The following is a 24,561-nucleotide window of genomic DNA, read 5'->3' on the forward strand; positions in this document are numbered from 1 at the left end:
TAGGATTTAAGACAATGAATCACGCAAAAACAAAAGCAAAAAAACTTAATAGAACATCAAGTCATAGAAAAGCGTTACTTGCTAATTTATCACTTGCACTTATTCAACATGAACAAATTATAACAACCTTACCTAAGGCAAAATTTTTACGCTCGCATGTTGAAAAATTAATTACCCTTGCTAAGAATAATAGCTTACATAATCGTAGAAAAGCTTTATCACTACTTAATAATCAAGAAAGCCATGTTAAGAAACTTTTTGATGTTATAGGTCCAAGATATAATTCACGTAATGGTGGTTATACAAGAATCATTAAAATGGGTTTCAGATTTGGTGATGCTGCTCCTGAAGCAGTTATTGAACTTGTTGATAGAGATGTAGAAGCGCGCGGTAAGCAAGCATAGCTATTGTAAATACATATATTATTTAATAAAAAAGGCTGAGTCTATCTCGGCCTTTTTTTTTATAAATCTTACTTTTTGTCTATCTAATATTTTTTTACTTTACATATTTAAAATTTTTCTTATGAAATATTTTGTAAATATTTTCAAAATGATTTATCTAATCTTTTCCAGATAAACTTGATCATTAAAACCCTAAAATATATATAATTTTTATTGAACTTTTAGTTAGAATAAAATTGTGATAAAATGGAAAAAACAATTAACTGCACCAAATAGAAATCGTATAATATTTAGATGTATAACGCTGCTATTATTTTATAGAATAAAATAATAGGAAAGAGTTCAATTATAAGAAAATTATACTTGTTCATTCTATCAAAAAACTTTATACATCATATGAAAATTTAACTTTTATAAAGTAAATGAATAGACCTAGCAAACATCAAATAATAGGAATTGTTTTTGCAATAGTATCAATATTTTTATATGTTCTATCTGATACTTTAATAAAATATTTTCTAATTACAAATTATAGTGTAGAACAAGCTACATTTTTAAGAGCTGTGGTTAAAATAATTTATTTATTAGTACCACTTATATTTTATTATAAAAGCCTAGCTCCATTAAAAACACATAAACCCTTTATTCATTTTTTAAATGCTATATGTGGTTCTGCAAGAAGTTATGCATATATGTCTGCGATAGTTTTAATACCTTTTGCAGAAGTTTCAGCTTTAAGTTATGTTTCAGTGATATTCTTTGTAATTATTTCATGGTTTCTATTTAAAGAGCCAATTAATAAATTTCACATTATCGGTATAGTTATAGGTTTTATTGGAATAATTGTAGCACTTAAGCCTGGATTTGCAATGTTTAAACTTGGGGCTATTGTAAGCTTACTTGCGGCCTTTATTGCAGCTCTTAATAAAGTTACAATTAAAAAACTTTCAATAAGCGATCATCCTATGTCAATTGTTGTATATCCAAATTTATTTTTAATTATAGTAAGTTTACCAGTCTTATCAAAACTATGGGTAAGTGTTAGTTTAAAAGATTGGGCTTTATTTTTCTCTATAGGATTAATTGCAACTATCGCTCAATATTTAACAGTGCTATCACTTAAATTTACTACCGCGCCAACTATTGCACCATATAATTATACATATTTTGGATGGTTCGTTTTAATGGATTATTTATTTGGAGGTATTGTTCCAAATATAATGGTAGTAATAGGAGCTGGTTTTATTATTTTAAGTAATGTTATAATTCTTTTTGCTTTAAGGAGAAAATCAGAAAGTTAATTACGCGAAATTGGTTCTCGTGAATTAGTTTTTGCGTTTGGAATTGTTGATTGGGTAGTATTATTATTTAAAGATACCTTCTTTAATTTATCTTTAACAGCTTGTAACTCTTCTTTATCATTTTTATTATTGGAAGTATTTTTATTTTCTTCATTGATATTAATATTTTTTAGGCCTGCTTGAACTTCATTAAGTTCAGCAGTTATTTTTTTAGGTCTATCAAGCTCTTTTATATTCATATTATTTTGTTTAGCAAAATTTGATAATGTATCTGCTAAATTACTCGAATTCGAAACATCGCGTTTAAGATCATTATTAAGTGCTATAACTTTATTTTCAAGATTTCTTATTGCAGGTATATGGTGATAAGGATTACGTTTAGAATCAGTAGGATTTGCTTGTAAAAAAATATTTAATAAATTTGAAGCGTCATAAGGTGAAAAACTTTTTGCTGCAATTTGTTCATTAGTTTTGTTAATGATATTTTCTAATTTAGCGCTATAGTCTTTAAACATTTTATCTTTAATTTGTGGTGTTAATTTTGTTGTAATTTGCTGAGCTAAAATATTATCAGGGATTGCAACTTTGCATGAGCCCGCAAGTTGTGTTGATAGGGTACCAATTTGTGTTTTTATATATTCTAATGTTTCCGGTCTTAAGTCATTTGTTTGCGTCATGCGATGTATACCATTTAGTAAATTTTGTATACTAGGATAGTCTTCTTTACAGTACGGAATTTTAGAAGCAAAATTGTTATAACTTTCATTTATAGTGTTTAAAGCCATTTTAGCAGCATCTTCTCCTTTGCTTAAATTTTCAAATACTGAATCTATATTTTTTAGATGATCACTTATATTATTACGCAAAATATTAGTTTTATGGGTCTCTAAGCTTTTAAAATTTGATGAGTCAATCGCATTTTCTCTAGTAAATTCTTTTAAACTTAAATAAATATCTCTTAAATTTTTGTTTGGATCTTTAATATTTTCGGTGATAGCAGTAGCTATCTTATCAGCTTTATCTTTTAATTCAGGTTTATCTCTAGTAAATTCATTAATAGTACCAAGTGCACTTTTAAAATCATAATTGTTCCAAATATTATCTATTACTGAATCCACCATTTTTTGTTCTGGCGTTCGATTATCATCATTCTTTATTTCAGGTAAATCATCCCACTTTTTACCTTCTAATAAATTATAGTTTTTATCTTGAGCTAATTTTTCGATATTTTGGTTTATATATTCTTTTAATTCATTTTGTCTTATAGAAGGGGAGTATTGTATTAAATTATGCGCTTCTTTTAACTTCCAAATAAAATTATGGTCGGTAGGATAATTATTTTTAAGGTCTTGATTATTATACAAATCATTTAAAACTAACCCAGCTTCTTTAACTCGGTTTAATACCATATTTTGATAAGTTTCACGAATTTTACTTAAAAAGCTGTTTTCAAAGTTATTATCTTTCATAAAAATAAAATGTTACAATCATTAATTAATTATAGCATTTTAAATACATTTAGTAAATTACCTATATAAAGAATGAATTATTAGGTTTAAAATAAATCCCTATTAGAGAATTTAGAAGAAAATTTACTTTCAAGCGGTCCTACATATTTATCTTTTAATACTTCATCGTTAGCTAAATGAGCTGTAATTTCAGTACTTAATATCTCTAAAATAGCAGGGTTTTTAGGATTAAAGTTTTTATTTTCAAATTTTATACTTAACTTTTCTTCTTCTAAAGCTAAAAAAGGTTCTAAACTTAAATGTTCATTATTTGAGAGACATAGCTTTATATTAGCTTTTAACATGCTCAATTCAATTGGAAACTGATCTAAGTTATTGATTACATTATAATTTTCTTCTAAAGCAGAAGGTTTTGCGTTAGAAACCGTAAATTCTAAAACAGTTTGATCTTTATCATCTGTGATTTTAAACTTTTTAGTTACTTCGATTTCAGAACTTGAATCTGATAATGAAGTTATTTTATATTTACTCATAAAACCTCAAATTTCATTATTAAATTTATTTTATCAAAAAATACTGTATATATAAATATTTATAAATTTTTTAAAAGTAATTTGTATAAATTTCAGTATCTTATTGTAATTATTTTTAATTTTCTTCATTGGCCGCATTTATAAAGCTATTAATAGTGTTTACCTTAGAAAGATTTGAGGTAATTTTTTTGCTTAAGAAATCTAATTGATCTCTACTATCTTTATTAATAAACTTGAAGGGAAATTCAATAGTTAGGACTTCTTCAATAGAGCCAGCTGGTTTAATTATAAGGTTCTTATCTTCAAATAAACAAGCTTCAATATTAGCTTTAAGTTCTTTATATGGAATAGGGAAGGCTAATAGGTTAGAATTTGTTTTATAAGTATTATTGTTTACAGGGGCTTTATTAGAGACTGTAAATTTTAATACTGTCGTATCATCTAGGGCAACTTCAAAATTTTTAGCCCAATATGCATCATTTTCCATTTTTTGAATGGAAACCAATTTAAACTTAAAGCTTTCCATAGGAAACCTCGTGCTTTTATTTTAATATATTAATTTTAACAAATATTAAGGAAAGTTTAAAGTTTTATAACGATATAATTTTGTCATTAAGTAAATAGATAAGTAATTCAATGGATTACCGAAAGTTTTTTATGTAATATTATATAATGACTAAAATACCATTAAAAATTTGATTTGAGCACTTGTATAATTTAAATAAATCTTTATTAAATCATAAAATATAAAAATATTTTTTAAATTATTTGAAAGGGATTCTCAGGTTTAATACTTAACTAATATAACGTAATCAAGTCTACTAAAATCAATAGCAGGTGTTACGTAAAATTCATTATTCTTAACATGAGAAATTGTACCAATAAGCATGCCTGCTGGGAAAACTTTACCATCACCTGATGTAAATACCATTTCACCAACCTGTACCTTAGTATCATCTGGTAAATAAATAAGCTTTAATAAATTATAGTTATGAGTTCCTGAAACAATTGCTCTTTCTCTAGATTTTTCAGTTAAAATAGGTATATGTGAATTTAAATCATTAATGAGCATTACACGTGAATTTTTGCTAGTTACTTCAATTACGCGTCCTACAATTCCAAACTCATTTATAACAACCTGGCCTTTAGTAACACCTTGTTGCTCGCCGCCATTGATCATTAAGGATGTAGAAAATGGATTAGACATATCAGCAAGAATTTTAGTAGTAAAATGCTCTACATTTTTTTCAGGAATATAGTTCATTAATTTTCTTAAAGCTGCATTTTCTTCTTCAAGCTTTTTAGTTAATATATAATAATTTTCTAAGACTTGTTTTTCTTTAATTAATTTTTGATTTTCTTTATAAAGAGCAAAATAGTTATATATACTTTCTACGTAAAGTTTTACGTTGTTTTCAAAGCTCGTATAATGTTTTGTAATAAAAACATTTTTATCAATGACGCTACTTTTAAAGTAAACAGTCATTTTAGATTCATAATAATCTAACGACATAATAAATAATGCAATTACAATGTAAACGACTGTATTAAACCGTCGTATTAATGTAATTGCATTAGAATATATAGTATTTAGATTATCAGTCATTAATCTTGTTTAAATAATACATGCTGGAATTTTTTCATATTTTCTAACACTTTTCCTGTACCTACTGCGACACATGAAAGCGGATCTTCCGCGATAAAAACAGGTAAGCCTGTTGCTTCACGTAATACGTAATCGAGGTTTCTAAGTAATGACCCACCACCAGTAAGGATAATACCTTTATCAACTATATCAGAAGAAAGTTCAGGTGGAGTACATTCAAGAGCAATTTTAACTGCTTCAACAATTTGGCTCACTGGTTCAATTAAACTTTCTGAGATTTGTTGTTCATTAAGTTGAATTTCTTTTGGTACGCCATTAATTAAATCACGTCCTTTAATTTCCATTGTCATGCCTATACTATCGTTTGGTGCACAAGCAGCTCCAATAGTTTTTTTAATCTTTTCAGCGCTTGATTCACCAACTAGTAAATTGTGATGACGACGGATATAAGAAATAATAGCTTCATCCATTTTATCGCCACCCACTCTTACAGAGCGTGAGTAAACTATTCCTCCAAGAGATAATACTGCAACTTCAGTAGTACCACCGCCAATATCAACAATCATAGAACCTGTAGGTTCAGTCACAGGTAAATCAGCGCCAATTGCTGCTGCCATCGGTTCTTCAATTAAGAATACTTCACGAGCTCCAGCGCTTTCAGCTGCATCTTGAATTGCTCTTCTTTCTACAGGTGTTGAACCTGATGGAACGCAGACAATAATAAGTGGACCTGTAAAGCTTCTGCGGTTATGTACAGTACGTATGAAATGTTTAATCATTTCTTCTGCACCTTTAAAATCAGCAATCACACCATCCTTTAAAGGTCTAATAGCATCAATTTCTGACGGTGTGCGGCCTAGCATCATTTTAGCTTGATGACCAAACGCATATGGCCTTGTAGTACCATTTTCTTTAAAAAGCGCTACTACGGATGGTTCATTTAGAACTATCCCGCGACCTTTAACGTAAACAAGTGTGTTAGCAGTACCTAAGTCAATTGCCATATCGCTAGACATAAATCCAAGAAGTTTAGAAAACATATTTACCTTTTGTTTTGATATTTTTATAAAACAAATATATGGTTAAAAAACTGATATCTCAAGCATTTCTTATATAATTATTAGTTAAAAGGTAGAGTGATGGTAAATGAAGTGTTAAATTCTATATATTTAGGCATTGTGCAAGGTCTCACTGAATTCCTGCCGATTTCCTCTACTGCGCATATGATTTTTGCTGAAAAATTTTTACAAACAAAAATTTTTGAGGATAAAATTTTTGAAACAATAATTCAGATGGGAAGCTTATTAGCTCTTTTTATAGTTAGGTTTACTTTGTTTAAAAAAATGATTTTTACCTTTCATAATAATAAGGTTACACAAAAACTTATATCAAACTTAATAATAGCTTTTTTACCTGCAGGAATTATAGGAGCAATTTTTAATAACAAAATTGCCAGTATTAATTCTACTGTAGTTATGGCTTATAGCCTGATTGTAGGAGGTATATTATTTATTATTATTGACCTTCTAAATATTAAGCCACAAACTTATGATTTAAATAAAATAGGTATAAAGCAAGCACTAGGAATTGGTACATTGCAATTATTAGCTTTTATCCCAGGTGTTTCTCGATCAGGGGCCACTATTGCAGGTGGAATTCTCATAAAATTAAATAGAAACATAGCAGTAGAGTTTTCGTTTTTGTTAGGGTTCGTAACTATTTTAGCTGCATCAGTTTTTAAAATTTATAAAAATTACTATTTATTAAATTATGATAATATAATGTCTATTTCCATTGGTTTTATAACTGCTTTTATAGTGTCATTATTAGTAATCAATATTTCAATTAAAGTTATTGTTAAATATGGCCTTAAACCCTTTGGAGTTTATAGAATCATTTTAGGTTTATTTTTTTTGAATATAATTAGATGAAATCCATTCATTTTCATTTATTTTATGATACTTATGATCAAAAATATTAAAATTGCTCTTTTTACTTATAGTTTTAACAATTTTTTTATGAGTTTCATTCTCAGTTGCAATTAAGGTTTTTATAATTTTACGTACATAGCTTACCTCGAGTCGAGCGAGGCTGCATACTAATTCAAAATCTTGACGGTAAGGGCCAAATACCCATTCAATTATTTGATTTTTATTTTTTATTTTATCTGCATCAGAAGAAAATATATATTCTCGTATTTGATAATTAATTACTGCACGCCAAAGATTTAAGTATGGAAGTAAAGATTCTTTCCCATCTTGAAAAAATACCATTTTTCCAGCTTGCTTATTTTTTATATATTTTCTTTTATTTTTCATTATATTTACCTTTAATTAAATTATTATTAACACAAGGGTAGAAGTTTAATTTTTTATAAATAATTAATTTATTTACAGATATTTAATAGGAATAGGTATATCCTATTAATAAATTATATTCAAGTAATAAGTTAAAAATTTGTTTGTAATTAAATCAATGGTTTAATATATTTTAACCATTTATTAATTCCATATTTAAATATATTATTATGAAGAAATTATAAATAAGTTTAATTGATATTAAATTGTTAACTAATTATTGACAAATTGTTATTAATTTGGTATTATTTAATCAATTGAAAATTTTTGAGGTGAAATAATGGCTAAATTAACATTTAACCCTGGTAAAGGCTTATATAATATATATTTTAATGGCGACCAAAAGAAAAAATTCTTAAAAAGAGTAGCTTATGGAATTTTAATTGGGGGTTTTACAGCCTTAACAGCATTACAAATATTGCCTTTTATTGCTCCATTTTCTGTTAATATTATCACTTATACCTTACCTATGGCTATAAAGTTAGGTCAACTAACTGGCCTAGGTTTAGCACTCATACCATATGGTTTAGGGTGGACACTTTCAACTATTCCAGCTTTTATAACCCAAAAAATTGAATGGTTACTTGCAGGTGGGTTAAGCATAATTGGTATGGGTTTAAAGAAATATGTTCCAAATTTTATTGGTAAGTCAATAGGTGGGTTTGCTACATGGTTATCAAATAAAATTGGCAAAAATTATGTAACAAACGGTATTAACCTTGCTGTTAAAAAAGGTGGATGGTTAGGTCACTGGGTACTAGAGCAAGGTGTTACATGGCTTTACACAACAGTATTAGGTAAGATCGGCAGTAAATTATATGAATATCAGGTAGTTAAAGCCTTTGTTGACCCTATTAAAGAAAAAGCTGAGGCTATGTTCAATAAAGTTATTAATAGTAAGGTTACTAAAAAAATTGGTAGTGCTTTAAATTGGGTATATCAAAAAGCTACTCTTGGTTATGACCCAAATTTAACAATTTTGAAAAATGTATATGAGTTTGCTAAAGGAATAGGCTTTCAATTATTCATTATGCCAAGACTATTAAAATTTTCGTCTAAGATTTTACAATCTGTTGCTTTCTTTATAGGTCGTAAGATGAAAGGTGGTTATGTAGTTCCAGGTGAGGGGATTCTTGAAAGTATAAATAACCCACATTACATAAAACAAGTAAATACATTTGTTGAAAAAGCAGGTAAATTTATAAGTAAAAATATTATAGAAAATATCCTCGTAAATAAAATTCTTTTAGGTTTAAGAAGTAAAGACAATTCATTTAAAAAGAATTTATTTTTTACGATGTTACCATCAATGCTTATTTCAACAGGAATTGTAACTCTTTTACAACCTCGCTTAGCATTTCATGATAAGGATAACCCAAAAGCTGCAAATGATGCTGGTTATACCGTAAATAAAAATACCGGTAGAGTTCATCCGGATGTAGAAGTTAGCAATAACTTAAAAAGCGTTTCACTGGGAGATCGCTTTTTAAATAAAATTGGAAGAGCAACTGGAGCTTCTGCATTTTGGACTAAGTAATAAACTTTAAATAATTAAATATAAAAAAAGGTCTTGGCTTTAATTGCTAAGGTCTTTTTTTATAATTTAAATATACAATTTTTAATTATGCTATTGACATTAGTATAATTTATGGTAAATATTTTCTTCTATTCATGGGGATGTAGCTCAGTTGGTAGAGCATCTGCTTTGCAAGCAGAATGTCAGCGGTTCGATTCCGCTCATCTCCACCATTACTTTCAATATTTCTTATCTTAAAAAATAATATCACTTGTTTAAGAGCTAAAATTTGTAAATTTTAAACCAATTATTGATATACAAAGCATAGCTAAAAATAATATTCTAAGTAGTGATACAGATTCATTAAATAGAATTATACCGCAAACTGCAGCACCCAATGCACCAATTCCTACCCATACTGCATAAGCGGTACCAATAGGTAATGTTTGAGCAGATTTAGATAATAGGTACATACTTCCAGCTAATGTCACAAATGTAAAAATGCTTGGCCAAAAGCGTGAAAACCCTTCTGAATATTTGAGTCCGATAGCCCAGCAAATTTCTAATAAGCCTGCAATTACGAGATATATCCATGCAACAGTCATAATAAACTACTCCTTTTAAATAAAAAAAGCGTCGTCTTGTCTTGACCGGGTACGGCGCATCTCGTCCGGATAATTACCAATATATCAAAATTATTAGATTTATCTATTATCATCTATTCAAATAAAATTTTACCTAACCTTATATGTGTAGCTCCACAGCTAATAGCTTCTTCATAATCTTCGCTCATGCCCATACTTAAATTAGTAAGATTATATTTTTTAGCTAAATTACTAAGCTTGATAAAATAAGGTTTTGGGGGTTCATTAATAGGCGGAAGAATCATTAAACCTAATAATTGAATATTTTGTTTAGTCTTACAATAATTAATTAATTCCTCAATACTACTTTCATCAATTCCTGATTTCTGAGGTTCTTTTCCTAGATTGATTTGGAGAAATATTTTAATGTTCTTATTATAAAGTTCCGCAAATTTTTGTAATAAATCTAAGTTTTTCGTTGATTCAACAGAATGAATTACATCAAAAATTTGAACTATATCTTTCATTTTTTTATTTTGAAGTTTACCAATCATATGAAGAGTTAAATCATGATATAGTAATTTTACATCACTCCATTTGTTGGTTGCTTCTTCAACTCGATTTTCACCGAAATCTAATTGACCGCCTTTTAGTAAAGGGTTAATTTCATTAAAAGCTCTTCCTTTAGTAACGGCAATTAATTTAACATTTGAAGGAATTTTATTTTTTATATTTTGAAGCTGCATAATATATTGTGATTTTAATATGGAAGACTTAACTCAAAAAACTATTAAACAACAGAGTAATTTAACTACTTTAATAATACTAATACTTGCAGAAGTTATTTCCTCAATTGAAACGGAAATAAATATACCAAGCTTCCCTGATATGTTAAAGTTTTTTAATACAGATGAAGCAACTTTGCAATTAATTGTTTCTGCTAATTTCTTCGGAATATGTGTTGGCAGTCTTTTATATGGCCCTTTATCAGAAAATTTTGGTCGTAGAAAAATGTTGCTTCTAGGTCAAGCAATTTTTTTAATTGGTTCATTAGGATGCGTATTTTCTTTTAATAATTTATATCAATTAATTTTCTTCAGATTTATTCAAGGTTTTGGATTAAGTTCAGTATTTGTAGTAGGTAGCACGGTTATATTTGATATATACAATAAAGAACAAGCGGCTAAAATTTTTGGATATTATAATAGCGTAATTACAGTCTTCATGGCTATTTCACCACTAATTGGAAGCTTTATGAATCAAGCTTTTGGTTGGCAATCAAATTTTTATCTTATTGCAATAACCTGCTTAATTATAACTGTTTTAATGGTAATATATTTAAAGGAAACATTACCTATTGATGAAAGAAAAGAATTTAATCTTAATGCTTCATTAAAAAATTTTAAAGAAGTATTGTTTAATCCCAAAGCAATGGGATTATTAAGTATAATTGGATTAGGATTTAGCAGTTATTTTATTTATATTTCTAATTTATCTATTATTTTTGTTGATTATATAGGTATTACTGAAAGCGCTTATGCTTTTCATCAAGCGGCAATTACCTTCTCTTATGCAGTAATTAGTGTATTTACAAGCTATGCAATACGAAAAATAGGGTATGTTACGGCTAGAAATTTAGGTGGATATGTTGCTTTTATAGGGGCTATTTTAATGCTAATAGTATCGCAAACCCCTTTATATGATATTCCATTGATAATAACTTTAATTAAAGTTATAGAAACCGCAGGTTTGGTGTTTTTCCTAACTTTTATTTTTGCCGATTACATGGATATGCATGAGCATATTAAGGGTTCAGCTTCCTCATTTTGCACTTCATATAGGTTAATAATTAGCGTTATAATGTTAAGCTTAACAAGTTTTCTTTTTAATGGAACAATTAAGCCAATAGCAATTCTATGCTCTATTATGCTAACTACATCTTTATTAATATATTTATTGATTCATAACAAAATTAAGTTATTATTAAGGAAGTAACTTAATTTAAAATATATGAATATAGTTCTTAGGATTGTACTAGCTATCTTTTCAATTGCAACGTTCCTGATTTCAGGTTACGCCTTTGCATTTATTATGCTTGCGCTATTACCTACCATGGTAATTTATTCAATTGATAAAAGAACTAATAAGACTGCTTCCAATACAGTAGGGGCCTTTAATATTATTGGTCTCATGCCATATATAATTGAATTATTGAATAGCGGGCTTGATGCAAGTGATAAAGCTCAAGCTATGATGTCAAATATGCAAATATGGATAGTCATTTATGGAGCCACTAGTATTGGACTAGTTATTATTTGGGTATTACCTCAAATTTCAGGTAACTATTTTGTATATAGAGAACAAAAAAAGATAGAAAAGTACATAGAAGAGCAAAAGAAATTATTTGAAGAATGGGGGCCAAATGTTGGCTTTAAAAAGGAATTTTTCAAAATAGAAACCGACAAGAATTCATAATTTATAAAAAGTATTTAAAAAGTTAAAATTTGTGTTATATTATTATATATAATTTAAATATAGTATAAATATGATACATCATTCAATTTGGTTATGGATAATTTTCATAATCTTAGTCTTAGTATTATTAATTCTCGATATTGGAGTGTTTCATAAAGAAAAAAAGGAAATAAGTTTTAAGCAAAGCTTATATTATAGCTTATTCTATTTTGTTATTGCTCTATGCTTTTCAGTTTTTATTTATTTCAAAATCGGTGCGAATGGCACAAAAGAATATTTAACAGGCTATTTAATTGAGAAAACTTTAGCTTTAGACAATATATTTGTTATTTCAATGGTTTTTCAGTATTTCGCAATTCCTCGCATATACCAACACAGAGTATTATTCTGGGGAATTTTAGGGGTTATAGTATTAAGAGCTATATTAATAGGAGTAGGGGCTACTCTCGTTCACGAATTTGAATGGATAATGTATATTTTTGGTTTGTTCCTACTTGTTACAGGAATAAAAATGGTTTTAATTAAAGAACAAACATTTGACCTTAATAACAATTTTATACTTAAATTTATTAAAAAGCATTTTAAAGTTACTGAAACTCTTCATGAAGAGAAATTTTTTGTTAAAATTAAGGAAAATAAAGGTAAAGCGGTATATTATTGTACCCCTTTATTTGTTTGTTTAGTAATTATTGAGGTAATTGACTTAGTTTTTGCAATTGATAGTGTTCCTGCAATATTTGCTATAACCAATGATCCATATATTGTCTATACTAGTAATATATTCGCTATCTTAGGGTTAAGAACTCTTTATTTTACCCTTGCAGAAATGGTTCATCGCTTTAAATACCTAAAATATTCTTTATCTGCTTTACTTATTTTTATCGGTGGAAAAATCTTGCTTAGCGAGTTTATAGGAAAAATCCCTGCAAGTATTTCATTAATAGTTACCGTCGTAGTCCTATTATTAGGAATTTTATATTCAATTTATAAGACTAATAGCAAGGAAGTTAAAAAATAAATATTTTTTACTTTAAATTAATTTTTTAACTATTATAATTGAATATATAATGAGGAGTATAAATATGACGGTTGATAAAGCTATTCCTATACTGGTTGTAGATGACTATAAAACAATGATTAGAATTATAAAAAACCTATTGAATCAATTAGGATTTAAGAACGTTGACGATGCGACAAATTGCAATATGGCTTTATCAAAACTTCAAGAAAAAAACTATGCTATAGTTATTGCTGACTGGAATATGGAGCCAATGAATGGTTTGGACCTTTTTAAAAAAACTCGTACAGATGAAAAATTTAAAACTACTAAATTTATTTTAGTTACTTCTGAAAGTAAGCCAGAAGAGGTAATAGCAGCTAAAGAAGCAGGGATAAATAATTTTATAGTAAAACCTTTCAATATTGAAACCTTAAAGTCTAATTTAGAAAAAATTTTAGGGGTCTTTTTAAACTAACGGTTTTATAAAATATATTCATCAGAATTTGAGGTGCAACTAATTTCCCAATAACGATCTGTTAACCCTTGTGAAGTCACACTTACTAATAACATAGGGACTGCATCTTCTACTTTATATACTACTCTAAAAAATTTTAAATGCTGAGGTGCTAAGGCTTTAGCCTTTATCATAGAGTTAGCAAGATCAAAAAAATGATCCCAATATCCATTAATATTTACTATAATTATAGGGACTTTAGAAACTTGTATTTGTTTACTTACTAAAAAATCTAATAATTCATGTAATGTTCCAAAACCACCCGGTAACACAATTACCCCTTCACACAATTCATGAAATTTAGCCAGCCTTAAATGCATGCTTTCACACCAAAAAAGGTTAGTTTCCTTTATTGATGGGTGGCAAATATCTAAACCTTTTTGTACGTTTGGTAGAACTCCAACGATATTATCTTGAGAAGAAGTAGTAACAAATCCATCTACTACTTCTTTCATTAAACCAGTTTTAGAACCGCCGGTAAGTAAATTATGATTAGAAGTGGCTAATAATTCACCAAGCTTAAAAGCTTCTTGCTTATAATAATTAGAAATTTTATCATCAGCGCTACAAAAAACCCCAATATATTTTTTATCAGGGTTTAAGTTTTTTTTACTTGGTGTCAAAGACATACACTACCTACTTACATATTATCGACAACGGCATCAATAAATTCTTCTGTAGTTAAATATTTGTGATCCTTACCAATTAGTAAGCTTAAATCTTTTGTCATTTTACCGGATTCAATAGTTTTAATACAACTTGCCTCTAAATTTTCAGCAAAAGTTTTTAAGGCAGGATTATTATCAAAATCAGCTCTATAAATTAATGCTCTTGTCCAAGCAAAAATAGTAGCCATTGGGTTAGTAGAAGTTTTATTACCTTTTAAGAATTCTTCATAATGTCTTGTTACTGTTCCATGAGCTGCTTCTGTCTCTACAGTTTTTCCATCCGGTGAAAGAAGAACAGATGTCATTAATCCTAATGAACCAAAACCTTGTGCCACAATATCAGATTGAACATCGCCATCATAATTTTTACATGCCCATAGATAACCACCTTGTGATTTGAGAGAAAATGCAACCATATCATCAATTAATCTATGCTCGTAACTTAACCCTAATGCTTCAAATTGAGTTTTGAATTCACTATTATAAACTTCTTCAAAAATATCTTTAAACTTACCATCATATTGTTTTAAAATGGTGTTTTTACTTGAAAAATATACTGATTGTTTTTTTGCAAGCGCATAAATAAAACATGATTTTGCAAATGAACGAATTGATTTATCAACATTATACATTCCCAAAGCAACACCGCCGCCTGTAAATTCATATACATCTTTAGTGATAGGAGCGCTTCCATCTGATGGAGTAAAGGTAAGAGTTAATTTACCTGGCTTATCAATTTTAAAATCAGTTGCTTTATACTGATCACCAAAAGCATGACGAGCAATAATAATTGGTTTTTTCCAACCAGGAACAAGCAATGGAATGTTTTTACAAATAATTGGTTCTCTAAAAACAGTGCCATCTAAAATATTTCTTATGGTACCATTTGGTGATGGCCACATTTTTTTAAGATTAAATTGTTGTACTCTTTTTTCGTCAGGTGTAATAGTCGCACATTTAACACCAACGCCATATTGTTGAATTGCTTTAGCCGCTTCTTTTGTTACTTCATCATCTGTTTTATCGCGATTTTGAATAGATAGATCAAAATATTTTAAATCAATATTTAAATAAGGAAGAATAAGTTTTTGTTTAATGAGATCCCAGATAATTCTGGTCATTTCATCGCCATCAATTTCTACAATCGGATTTTTTACATCAATTTTCATACACACAACTCTAAGTTAAAATTTTTATTTAAATTAAATCATTTAGTAGTAAAAAACAAGAGAAGAATAGTAAAAAAGTATATAAAAACCTTGTGATTAATTGATTTCAATTTTATTGACTATAAGTTAATAAAATTTTATAACCTAATAACCTATTAATGGAGGTTTAAATGTCTAAATATAAGATTTTAGGGCCGTACGAAAAAAAAATTGAAGGTCAGTCAAGTATAAGAGTATTTGAAATAAATATTGATAATAGATCTATTGGCTCAATCCAGATTCAATTAGTAGAATCAAGGCAACTACCAGAAATTAAAAAAAAATATAGCGAATTTATAGAAGAATTTGAAACTCAAATTTTTTCAGTGTTTGGAAATTTATTTTATAAATTATATAAAAGTAATTTCTCGAAGCTTGGTATAACTATTTCAAGTGATTCAAAAAGTGCTTTTACTTTTGAATTTTTTGGTTCTTATTCAAGTAATGAAGTTAATTTTGAAGAGATTGCAAGATCATTTTTAAGTCAAGTTGCACCTTATAATGAAGGCTTAAAAGAATTTGAAAAACTTGTAGCCCAAGATAAAAAAACAGATCTCCAGCATAATTCAAGAGCATTCTACGATAGTCGTGTTAATTACGAACTAAGTGTTACTAAATAAAGTTTAGGTTAGGCTAATCTACAAATTAGCCTAACCACTAGTTTACAAATTAAGAATTAAATTTTAATACTTAAGAAATGAATATAGCAAAAAGATTTACTGCTATCAAACCTCATTATATTCAAAAATTTGATATTTTTACGTAAATAGAATATCACTTAAATTTTTTCTAAAATTCTCTAATGTAGAATGTTCTTTAATAAAATTTATAGAATTTGTCGATATAGTTTTATATTCTTCTTTTTCATTTATTAAATATAAAATCTTTTCTGCAAATTCTTTCGCATTACCATAATTTACTAATAATCCATTTTTTTCATTTTGAATTATAAATTCAGGTCCAGGCGTGTTAGTTGCAATTACAGGAATTCCATAACTCATGGCTTCAGTTACAACTAAACCATAAGCTTCAAATTTTGATGGTAAACAAAAAATATCAAGTGATTTAAAAAATGCTTCTTTATTTTCTATCCAATCTAATAATTCAATTGTTTCTTCTAAATTTAAAGAATAAATTTTCGTTTTAAGAGAATTATTTAAAGGCCCGTTACCCCCAATAATAACTTTAAATTTCTGTTTTAAAATTTTATGAAGTTCAAAAATAACATCAATAAAAAATTCATAACCTTTTTCTTTATCAAGTCTTCCAAGGGAGCCAATGACTACTTGTTCTTTATTAGTTATATTTTTTGGCAAAATATTTTGGGGAATATAGGAGAGGGGATGATGAATTACTGAAACATTAGTGAAATTATTTTTTAAGTACTCATCTTTAATTTTATTGTTAAAAGTAATTATATGTTCAGCTAAAAAAAGTTTTTTATATGATATGCCATGATTAACCCCTATTACTTTACAATTCTTAGGCTTAGTTAAATGGATAATTTTTTGCAATTTTCCATTATGAATAAAAATGAATTTAGGTTTAAGTATTCTTAAAATAATAAAAAAATATATGGTACTAAAAGGAGAAAATACATGCCTTGCATATCTAACAAAAGGGTTGGAAATAATATTATCTAAGGAATTTGAAAATTTTTTTTTATTAGGAACTATATTATAAACTTTATAATTAAACTCCTTAAGAGTTTTAGCAAAATTTATAAATGAAACTTTAACTCCACCTTCACTGTTATGATATGTAATATTAAGTATAGTATTCATAAATAAATTAGCCTTTTTAAAAGCATAGAGAGTATTTTATACAAAATAATTCTTTACTAGAAATAATTCCAGTTTTTTTATAATTTAGACTTAAACGTAATAAAGTAAATTTTGATGATTAAAGATGTATTATAAAATCTGAAATAACATCATTAATTTCATCAAATTTACTTAACCATGGAAAGTGTCCAGCATCTTCTAAAATAACTTTTTGAATATTTTCTCTATTAAAATCATTATAGTCATCAAATAATTTTATCGGTAACAATCTATCATCTTTGCTTCCAATTAAAATTGTAGGAAGTTCTTTAGGAGACCATTTATATTTATAACTTGGATGAAAAACTGTATCTCCCCATAACCTTGCTTGAGTATTATAAGAGTAAACTTCTAATAATTCTCTACCCTGTTGTTCTTCATGAGGTAAAAATAAGTAAGGTATGCTTGCATAAAATATATTTTCTACATTCTTATCTGTTGGGTTAATATAGAATTGCATATAAGTTTCGTTAATATTTGGTAATTTATATTCTATAGCAGTTTTACCTAAGGTCTCCATCCAGCTTTTATCAGGAGCGCTATTCATAATTATTAAGCCGGTTAACTTACTTTCTAATTCAGGTATAGTTAAAGTAAACATTCCACTAAAAGAATGGGTAACTAATACGCAAGGTCTTAAATCTTCTGCTATCTTTATAATACCTTTTTTCCATTCTTCATATTCAATTTTATTTGTATTACGATTACTGCCATCTCCTGGAAAATCAGCTATAAATAAATTACCAGGTATAGTTAATTTGCATGCGAAATCAGCTAGATATTCAGAGCCCATTCCCGGACCACCTGGTAAGAAAACTATATTTAAATTATTTTCTGAATCTTCTTTTATTTGGGCGATTCTATATTGTTCAATAAATCTAATCATAATTTACCCTCTTTAGTAATATAAATATATCACTTTAAAAACACTTTCCAAAAATCAATGCCTTTTTGAAAAGCGAATTTTGAAGTTTGATTTAATAAAATTATAATTCCAGTTTCTTCAGAAGGGATGAATCCTACGAATGATACAATACCGTTAATGTAACCACTATGAAAGATTAAATCTTTATTTGGGTATGGTTTGGCTTTTAAAATTCTCCATCCAAGTCCATAATATGAGTCAATTTCTGTTAATGGAATGGGCCAAGTAAGTGGAAATTTTTTTAAATCATCATTAATAATATAGGGGGTGAAAAGCTTATTTAAAGTTTCTTGACTAATTAAGTCTGGTCTATAGCCTGATTGTAATTTTAAAAGCTCAATCATGTTATCTATTGAAGCAAAAACGCCTGCAGACGCTGGAGCAGCTTTTGGATAATAAGGAGGGAAGGGTAAAGCTTTTATTATATTTTTTTTCTCAATATGAGGATAAGCAATATTAGAATCTGGTTTTATTGGTAATACTTGTAATTCCTTTAAATTTAACACTGAAGATAATTGACTAATGGCATTAGCTAAATTGGTATTATTAATATTTAATATTTCTTCGGCAGTGCTAAAAAGTATATTGCTATAAAAGTAACAATTATTTGGCTTGCATGCAGGTTTTTGTTGAATAATTTTTTTTAGAATTTGTCCTCTTTCCATTCCATCTTCAATTTGCCGATTACCGGTCAATAAATAACCTGTAGTGTGATTTAATATATTTTTTAAATTTACTTTATGATGAAGGAAAGATAGCAAGTAGTTTTTTTCAATATCTATTTCATTTCTATCATCTAATAATGCTATTGCAGTTGCAGCTACTGTTTTGGAAACAGAAGCTAAAGGGAATAATGTTTTAGAAGTAATTAAAGTTTCTCTTTCGTGACAATAACCAAAGGTATTTTTATATATAACATTTCCTTTGTATAAAATAGCAATAGCCCCACCTTGCAATCCTTTTTGATCGTTTTCAAGAGTTTTAATAAAATTTTCTAGATGGGGTAGATTTCTTAAATTATTATCAGCAAATCCAGGAAGGCTTATAAAAAATATTTTAATTAATATTATTAGTTTAATAGAAAAAAATTTCATATATTCTCATATTCCTTTTAAACGTTAATAAAAAACTTTAATGAAAGTTAGTTCAAGGTGTAGAGAAAATCAATAATTTATAAATATAAGGAATAATAAAATGGATCCCCATATTTGTGAATTTTAAACTTTCAAATTACTTCCAGAAATAAATTTATTATTCTACCAGAATAGGTTATTTTTCATTACGGATCTTAAAATTAAAATATGTATTTGGGTAAGGCTCATTGATTAAGGTGAAATGCCAAAATTCAGCATTATATGGTTTAAAACCATTGGCAAGCATTATCCTACGTAGTAATTGCCTGTTATTATTCTGTTTAGCGGTTAGACCTTTATAATCTATAGCGCTGTAGTCTCCAAAATACATAGGCCCAAAATCAAGCGGTTGATTAGTATTAGTATCAATAATCAACAGATCAAAGGTACTACCTCTACTATGAGAAGATTTATTAGCTGCTGCTAATTTACCTAAGATCTCGCTTTTATCAATAGTAGGGTAATATTTTGCTTTAGTTTCTTGATCATCAAGATTATTAACCCACCTCTTAATGTGCTCAACTGCTATTACTGGTCTATACGCGTCCCTAATTTGTAAAGAATAATGAGGATATGCTTTTTTCAATATTTTTTGTGCTTTCATTATCGCCTGAGCAGCTTGAATAGTGCAGATTGTTTGATTGCCTTCATAACCATCTAGGGGTGCACCAACGGGATTATCATTGGTTGCAAACTCTATATATTGATCTATTGAAGGATCCAATTGATGTAAGTAAACAAAGTTTTTAGGTAAGTTATTAGCTAAAACTATATTCGTTAATATTAATAATATACTCAAACACTTTATTAGATATTTCATATAACTCATTGTTTATAAAATTAATATATATTTCCGATTTCTTGAGGAATTTTTCAAATATAATGCTGAATTTGGTAATTTGTAAAGAGTGGCTCCCCATAATGTACGAATTACGAACTCATAGGCTGGAAGAAGTGATAGGTTTTGGTGGATATTATATGCAAGTACTGAAGAATAATTTTCAATATTAATTGTTATTGAGTATTTTTATGGTAAATTATAAAGAAAATAAATCTAGTTCTAAAATTGAATAAAATATGTTATTAAATACAAATACTAATAAATATAATAAAGATGTAATGAATAATTTTAAGTTTATAGATTTATTTGCGGGCATCGGTGGTTTCAGAAAAGCCTTTGAAAATAATAATTTTAATTGTGTTTTTTCATCAGAAATCGATAAAGCATGCCAAGAGGTTTATTACAACAATTATCAAGAAAAGCCTTTTGGCGATATTCAGTTAATAAATCCACTGGACATACCTGACCATGATGTATTAACAGCGGGTTTTCCATGTCAGCCATTTAGTATATGTGGAAGAAGAAAAGGATTCGAAGATACTAGAGGTACTCTATTTTTTAGTATTTGTAAAATATTAGAAGCAAAAAAACCTAAGGTGGCATTACTGGAAAATGTAAAACATTTATTACATCATGACAAAGGCAATACTTTAAAGGTCATATTGAACTCTTTGGAGTATTTAGGTTATCATGTAAGCTTTAAAATTTTAAATGCTATAAATTTTGGGGTCGCTCAAAATAGGGAGAGATTAATTATAATTGCAACTAAGGATAAAAAATTTCTTTTTGAGAGTATAAATTATTCTTATGAATTCAAGCCTATTAAGTTTTTTCTTGATAAATCTCATACAGATTTCGAATTTCTTGATAAGTCGGATTATACCTTAATTAATAGTCCGAAAATTCAATCCTCAGGATTATTTTTTGTAGGATATAGAAATAAAGGAATATGGAAAACAGGTATAAGACCTAATACTGAACATTTATCACGAGTACATAGACAACCTAACAGAATATATTCTGACCTTGGCGTACACCCAACACTTCCATCTCAAGAAACCTCTGGCAGATTTTTTATATATTTATCAGATGAAGATAAAGTGAGGAAGCTAACAATTAATGAGTGTTATAGAATTATGGGTTTTCCAGAAAATTTTCAAAAACATTCGTCTAAATCAGAATCTTATAAACAAATTGGAAATTCCGTTTGTATCCCTATGGTTGAAAGAATAGCTGAAAACATATTAAAATATCATCTTTTAAATAACGATTATGAATCACAAACTAAAATTAATAGAATTATATCAAATACGCAAAAACTTGAGTGTGCATGAAATACCCATAGATATCATTAAAGATATTGAGTTAATAGCTGAAAACTGCTATCACCAAAAAGGAGTTTTTACAGTAATAATTACACTTGGAATTCACAAAATATTAAATCCAAATCAGGATATAAGGCTGCATCAATCAAGTATGGTAGGCGGTTTTTCAGGAAGAAGTATTGATACAAAGTATATTACTCCAACTTTAAAAGAATTAGATTTACCATCTATGGCAGAAAGCGGATGGTTAACACGTTCTCTTGAACAACCTTATCCTTATAATAAAAATTATAATGGCAAAATTAAAGATGTTAAAGTAAAACAATCCTTTTTAAATATTATAGATTACATACAAAATAATGCTATACAATCATCAGAAGTTGTTAAATTACTATTGGATTTAGTAAGCAAAAAAGCAATTGAAAACAAGATTTTAATTAAGCCCGTGAATAACGTGGAAAAACTTACTATAAATAATATTCTCACTTTTTTAGAAAATCATTTTAATTATGATTATAAAACTACTGGCGCATCCAAGCTACCCGTACTTGCATTTTATGCTATTTTTCAAATCATAATTAAAGAAGTTGGAAGGTATAATTCTTGTTATTTAGGTAAGTTGAGTAGTCATACAGCTTCAGATTTAACATCTAAAAGTTCAGGTGATATAGAAATATTTGATAATCAACATAACTTAATTGAAGCTATTGAAATTAAACATAATAGGTTAATAGATTTATCTGTTGTTAGAATAGCCATAGAGAAAATATACAAATTCAATCCCAAAAGATATTGTATTTTTTCTTTTCTGAGTGTTAATAAGAATGAAAATGAACTCATTCAAAAAGAAATTAAATTCGTACAACAAAATCATGGCTGCCAAATAATAGTTAACGGCATTATTCCAACCATTAATTATTATTTAAGGTTAATATCGTCGCTATCAGAATTCATAGAAAATTATAGATTCCTAGTGGAAAGTGATATTGAACTAAAAAAAATACATAAAGAAAAACTTAATGAGTTATTTGGTACTTTATAAAAAAAGTAAAATATTAAAATCGTAATGAACCATAACCAACCAGTCTATTTCTCAGACTATTTTAATATTGATAAGTTAAAACTTAAACAATTAGGTGTTTTTGACCCTATATTGAATTTTGATACCAAAGTTTTTGTTGAACCTCTTTTACTAAAAGAAAGCTCAAATAAAATAATTAAAGAGTCATATAAAAACTATACAAAGTTCTTTGCTGACTTACTTACATTATTACAAACATCAACAAGCACAGGTGATAAATGTTGGCGAGCCGCCAAAAAAATGGTCGATTTTCCAGAATATCCGTTTACGTGCATCGGTTATAGCTCTGGCAATACTGATGGTAGGGGTTCAGGAATTGAATTTAACGACAAAATATTACATAGTGCAATCGAGATCATAGATAAGGCCAACGGAAACCCAGAGATTTTCTTATTATTACCTTTGCTCGAAGAGGGCATAGCGGGTGATAGAATAAGCGATATGGTTCAGAATATTATTGATGACGATATTTGTAAATATACACAAGATATAATGAATAAACTTGGTTTAGAGGGTAATTGCCGACATTCTACAAGAAATCACAACACCTATAAACTTCTCCTTAACCCCTTCTCTAAAAAACCTATAAAACTAATTCCTTATGATATTTTATTAAATCTTCCTGTCGCTGATAATATCGACTCTTTGATTGAGGAAATGACCTCACATAATACAAGGCTAAGAGACTTAGTTAATAGGGATATTGGTTGTATTTGGTTAGATACCACAAAAGCACAAAGAAAAGCTATTTTATTAAAGGAGATAAAGAATAATAGAGAATTTTTTATTGAAACTTTAAAAGCTCTTAAAGAATATAAATTTGAACATTATGACCTTGAAACAGACTATGAGGGGTTATATAAATGGTTAGAAGATAGTCAGGATTTTATCAATTTTGAATTAGCAAAAGAAATCAAAAATTGTCCTGATAATTTGAATTCTTTAGATTTTGCCATTACAGCAATTATTAAGCATTTCAAAGATACTATCGAAAATAAAGAAGTTTGGCGTACCTTTTGGACAAAGTGCAATTTAGAATATAAGCATGTTAGGGTTTATTACTCTCAGATGTTATTTTTTACAGTTTGTAATTCATGGTTAACTTCCCAGGATAGCAATATTAATATAAATCTTATACATTCGACTAAAAATATTGATCTTGAGTTTAGCGTTTCTGATAAACATCGATTAATTGTACACATAAAACATGCAAATAACCCCACCTTAAAAACATCTTATGAAAAGATATTAGAAACTTTCAGAGGTTCAGATAATGAGAAGCATATTTATCTGATAATGAACTTTAAAGAAGAACCCGCAAACCAATTAAAAGAAGTTAAGATCATTGAAAACCCTATATGTAAAATATTTGAGGTTAATGTGACCAATAGAAATAACACAAAAGAAAACGATTTATGTGCATTCCCAGACTTTGACTGGGGCTTTCCTGAATTTGAGGATATAAATTTTACAGATGACCGTTATATAAAAGAAAAGCGTAAAGGTGGGGAAAACTCATATCAAGCATATAAACCCCTCCGAGATAAGGTAACAGAGCTTTGCACAAAAGAACTTGGCAAAAAGAATTATGACTCGGCTAATCTATTATGTAATAAAGTAGCAAATATTATAGAGAAAAAATATCCTCATTTATTAAATTCATTTCAACCTTATCAAAACCATGAATTTGATGGTAATGATTGGAAAAGACCCACATTTTACAGCTGGTGTAATAATTTATATAAAGCTCATTATTCAGCAAAAGAAAATGAGACTGCTTAATGTATAACCACTAGTG

At 27.9% G+C, this 24,561-nt stretch carries 24 protein-coding genes, 1 tRNA gene and 1 pseudogene; 12 read left to right on the forward strand and 14 right to left on the reverse strand.

Annotated features, from left to right (window positions below; all coding sequences use genetic code 11):
* Positions 1 to 14: 14 nt before the first annotated feature.
* Positions 15 to 404 (forward strand): 50S ribosomal protein L17, encoded by a 390-nt coding sequence (rplQ, locus tag J0H68_00150; GenBank protein ID MBN8827105.1) that lies wholly within the window; start codon positions 15 to 17, stop codon positions 402 to 404.
* A 422-nt stretch (positions 405 to 826) separates the two neighbouring features.
* On the forward strand, positions 827 to 1,705 hold the full coding sequence (locus J0H68_00155) for a DMT family transporter (protein MBN8827106.1): 879 nt from the start codon (positions 827 to 829) through the stop codon (positions 1,703 to 1,705).
* Here J0H68_00155 and J0H68_00160 read toward each other — a convergent pair.
* The 5 genes from J0H68_00160 to J0H68_00180 all read right to left on the reverse strand — a co-directional run bounded on the left by J0H68_00160 (position 1,702) and on the right by J0H68_00180 (position 6,353).
* On the reverse strand, positions 1,702 to 3,174 hold the full coding sequence (locus J0H68_00160; protein MBN8827107.1) for a hypothetical protein: 1,473 nt from the start codon (positions 3,172 to 3,174) through the stop codon (positions 1,702 to 1,704). The genes J0H68_00155 and J0H68_00160 overlap by 4 nt on opposite strands.
* An 86-nt stretch (positions 3,175 to 3,260) precedes the next feature.
* On the reverse strand, positions 3,261 to 3,707 hold the full coding sequence (locus J0H68_00165; GenBank protein MBN8827108.1) for a hypothetical protein: 447 nt from the start codon (positions 3,705 to 3,707) through the stop codon (positions 3,261 to 3,263).
* Between the two features lie 115 nt (positions 3,708 to 3,822).
* Positions 3,823 to 4,233: a hypothetical protein gene (locus J0H68_00170; GenBank protein ID MBN8827109.1), complete on the reverse strand. Its 411-nt coding sequence runs from the start codon at positions 4,231 to 4,233 to the stop codon at positions 3,823 to 3,825.
* Positions 4,234 to 4,494: 261 nt separating this feature from the next.
* The gene (gene mreC / locus J0H68_00175; GenBank protein ID MBN8827110.1) at positions 4,495 to 5,313 is read right to left on the reverse strand and encodes a rod shape-determining protein MreC; all 819 of its coding nucleotides are present in this window, start codon (positions 5,311 to 5,313) and stop codon (positions 4,495 to 4,497) included.
* Positions 5,313 to 6,353, reverse strand: a complete 1,041-nt coding sequence (locus J0H68_00180) for a rod shape-determining protein (protein ID MBN8827111.1) — start codon at positions 6,351 to 6,353, stop codon at positions 5,313 to 5,315. The genes mreC and J0H68_00180 overlap by 1 nt, the downstream gene beginning before the upstream one ends.
* Before the next feature lie 99 nt (positions 6,354 to 6,452).
* Here J0H68_00180 and J0H68_00185 point away from each other — a divergent pair, with 99 nt between their 5' ends.
* Positions 6,453 to 7,244, forward strand: coding sequence for an undecaprenyl-diphosphate phosphatase (locus J0H68_00185; protein MBN8827112.1), 792 nt, complete (start codon positions 6,453 to 6,455; stop codon positions 7,242 to 7,244).
* On the opposite strand, the gene J0H68_00190 is transcribed toward J0H68_00185, so the two are convergent.
* Positions 7,218 to 7,631, reverse strand: a complete 414-nt coding sequence (locus J0H68_00190; protein ID MBN8827113.1) for a hypothetical protein — start codon at positions 7,629 to 7,631, stop codon at positions 7,218 to 7,220. The genes J0H68_00185 and J0H68_00190 overlap by 27 nt on opposite strands.
* Before the next feature lie 319 nt (positions 7,632 to 7,950).
* Between J0H68_00190 and J0H68_00195 the strand changes: the two genes are divergently transcribed.
* Together J0H68_00195 and J0H68_00200 are read left to right on the forward strand one after the other, a co-directional pair.
* Entirely contained in the window at positions 7,951 to 9,207 is a 1,257-nt protein-coding gene (locus J0H68_00195) for a hypothetical protein (protein ID MBN8827114.1), read from the forward strand.
* Positions 9,208 to 9,343: 136 nt separating this feature from the next.
* Positions 9,344 to 9,419: transfer RNA gene (locus tag J0H68_00200), tRNA-Ala, on the forward strand.
* A 42-nt stretch (positions 9,420 to 9,461) separates the two neighbouring features.
* Here the strand turns inward: J0H68_00200 and sugE are convergent.
* Positions 9,462 to 9,791: a quaternary ammonium compound efflux SMR transporter SugE gene (sugE, locus tag J0H68_00205; GenBank protein MBN8827115.1), complete on the reverse strand. Its 330-nt coding sequence runs from the start codon at positions 9,789 to 9,791 to the stop codon at positions 9,462 to 9,464.
* Between the two features lie 113 nt (positions 9,792 to 9,904).
* Complete coding sequence (locus J0H68_00210; protein ID MBN8827116.1) at positions 9,905 to 10,516, reverse strand: YggS family pyridoxal phosphate-dependent enzyme; 612 nt, start codon at positions 10,514 to 10,516, stop codon at positions 9,905 to 9,907.
* A 19-nt stretch (positions 10,517 to 10,535) separates the two neighbouring features.
* Here J0H68_00210 and J0H68_00215 point away from each other — a divergent pair, with 19 nt between their 5' ends.
* The 4 genes from J0H68_00215 to J0H68_00230 all read left to right on the forward strand — a co-directional run bounded on the left by J0H68_00215 (position 10,536) and on the right by J0H68_00230 (position 13,720).
* Entirely contained in the window at positions 10,536 to 11,765 is a 1,230-nt protein-coding gene (locus tag J0H68_00215; GenBank protein MBN8827117.1) for a multidrug effflux MFS transporter, read from the forward strand.
* Positions 11,766 to 11,780: 15 nt separating this feature from the next.
* Positions 11,781 to 12,245, forward strand: a complete 465-nt coding sequence (locus J0H68_00220) for a hypothetical protein (GenBank protein ID MBN8827118.1) — start codon at positions 11,781 to 11,783, stop codon at positions 12,243 to 12,245.
* A 70-nt stretch (positions 12,246 to 12,315) separates the two neighbouring features.
* Entirely contained in the window at positions 12,316 to 13,263 is a 948-nt protein-coding gene (locus J0H68_00225) for a TerC/Alx family metal homeostasis membrane protein (GenBank protein ID MBN8827119.1), read from the forward strand.
* A 64-nt stretch (positions 13,264 to 13,327) separates the two neighbouring features.
* A complete protein-coding gene (locus J0H68_00230) occupies positions 13,328 to 13,720 on the forward strand; it encodes a response regulator (GenBank protein ID MBN8827120.1) in 393 nt (130 codons plus the stop codon).
* Between the two features lie 5 nt (positions 13,721 to 13,725).
* Here the strand turns inward: J0H68_00230 and J0H68_00235 are convergent, their stop codons facing one another.
* On the reverse strand, positions 13,726 to 14,388 hold the full coding sequence (locus tag J0H68_00235) for a TIGR00730 family Rossman fold protein (GenBank protein MBN8827121.1): 663 nt from the start codon (positions 14,386 to 14,388) through the stop codon (positions 13,726 to 13,728).
* 11 nt (positions 14,389 to 14,399) lie between these two features.
* Entirely contained in the window at positions 14,400 to 15,596 is a 1,197-nt protein-coding gene (locus J0H68_00240; GenBank protein ID MBN8827122.1) for an NADP-dependent isocitrate dehydrogenase, read from the reverse strand.
* A 170-nt stretch (positions 15,597 to 15,766) separates the two neighbouring features.
* Here J0H68_00240 and J0H68_00245 point away from each other — a divergent pair, with 170 nt between their 5' ends.
* Complete coding sequence (locus J0H68_00245) at positions 15,767 to 16,255, forward strand: hypothetical protein (GenBank protein MBN8827123.1); 489 nt, start codon at positions 15,767 to 15,769, stop codon at positions 16,253 to 16,255.
* Between the two features lie 138 nt (positions 16,256 to 16,393).
* Here J0H68_00245 and J0H68_00250 read toward each other — a convergent pair whose 3' ends face one another.
* The 4 genes from J0H68_00250 to J0H68_00265 form a co-directional block, all read right to left on the reverse strand.
* Positions 16,394 to 17,419, reverse strand: a complete 1,026-nt coding sequence (locus J0H68_00250) for a glycosyltransferase (protein MBN8827124.1) — start codon at positions 17,417 to 17,419, stop codon at positions 16,394 to 16,396.
* Between the two features lie 118 nt (positions 17,420 to 17,537).
* Positions 17,538 to 18,344 (reverse strand): alpha/beta hydrolase, encoded by an 807-nt coding sequence (locus J0H68_00255; protein ID MBN8827125.1) that lies wholly within the window; start codon positions 18,342 to 18,344, stop codon positions 17,538 to 17,540.
* A gap of 29 nt (positions 18,345 to 18,373) precedes the next feature.
* Positions 18,374 to 19,477 carry a beta-lactamase family protein gene (locus tag J0H68_00260; protein ID MBN8827126.1) on the reverse strand — a complete coding sequence of 368 codons (1,104 nt, stop codon included), beginning with the start codon at positions 19,475 to 19,477 and terminating at the stop codon, positions 18,374 to 18,376.
* Positions 19,478 to 19,652: 175 nt separating this feature from the next.
* Complete coding sequence (locus tag J0H68_00265) at positions 19,653 to 20,336, reverse strand: M15 family metallopeptidase (protein MBN8827127.1); 684 nt, start codon at positions 20,334 to 20,336, stop codon at positions 19,653 to 19,655.
* A 299-nt stretch (positions 20,337 to 20,635) separates the two neighbouring features.
* Here J0H68_00265 and dcm point away from each other — a divergent pair.
* Positions 20,636 to 22,724 (forward strand): annotated as a pseudogene (gene dcm / locus J0H68_00270) (DNA (cytosine-5-)-methyltransferase).
* A 24-nt stretch (positions 22,725 to 22,748) separates the two neighbouring features.
* Positions 22,749 to 24,545 (forward strand): hypothetical protein, encoded by a 1,797-nt coding sequence (locus tag J0H68_00275; GenBank protein ID MBN8827128.1) that lies wholly within the window; start codon positions 22,749 to 22,751, stop codon positions 24,543 to 24,545.
* Positions 24,546 to 24,561: the final 16 nt, after the last annotated feature.

Source organism: Sphingobacteriia bacterium, from assembly GCA_017304685.1.
Taxonomy (GTDB): Bacteria; Pseudomonadota; Alphaproteobacteria; order Rickettsiales; family 33-17; genus JAFKLR01.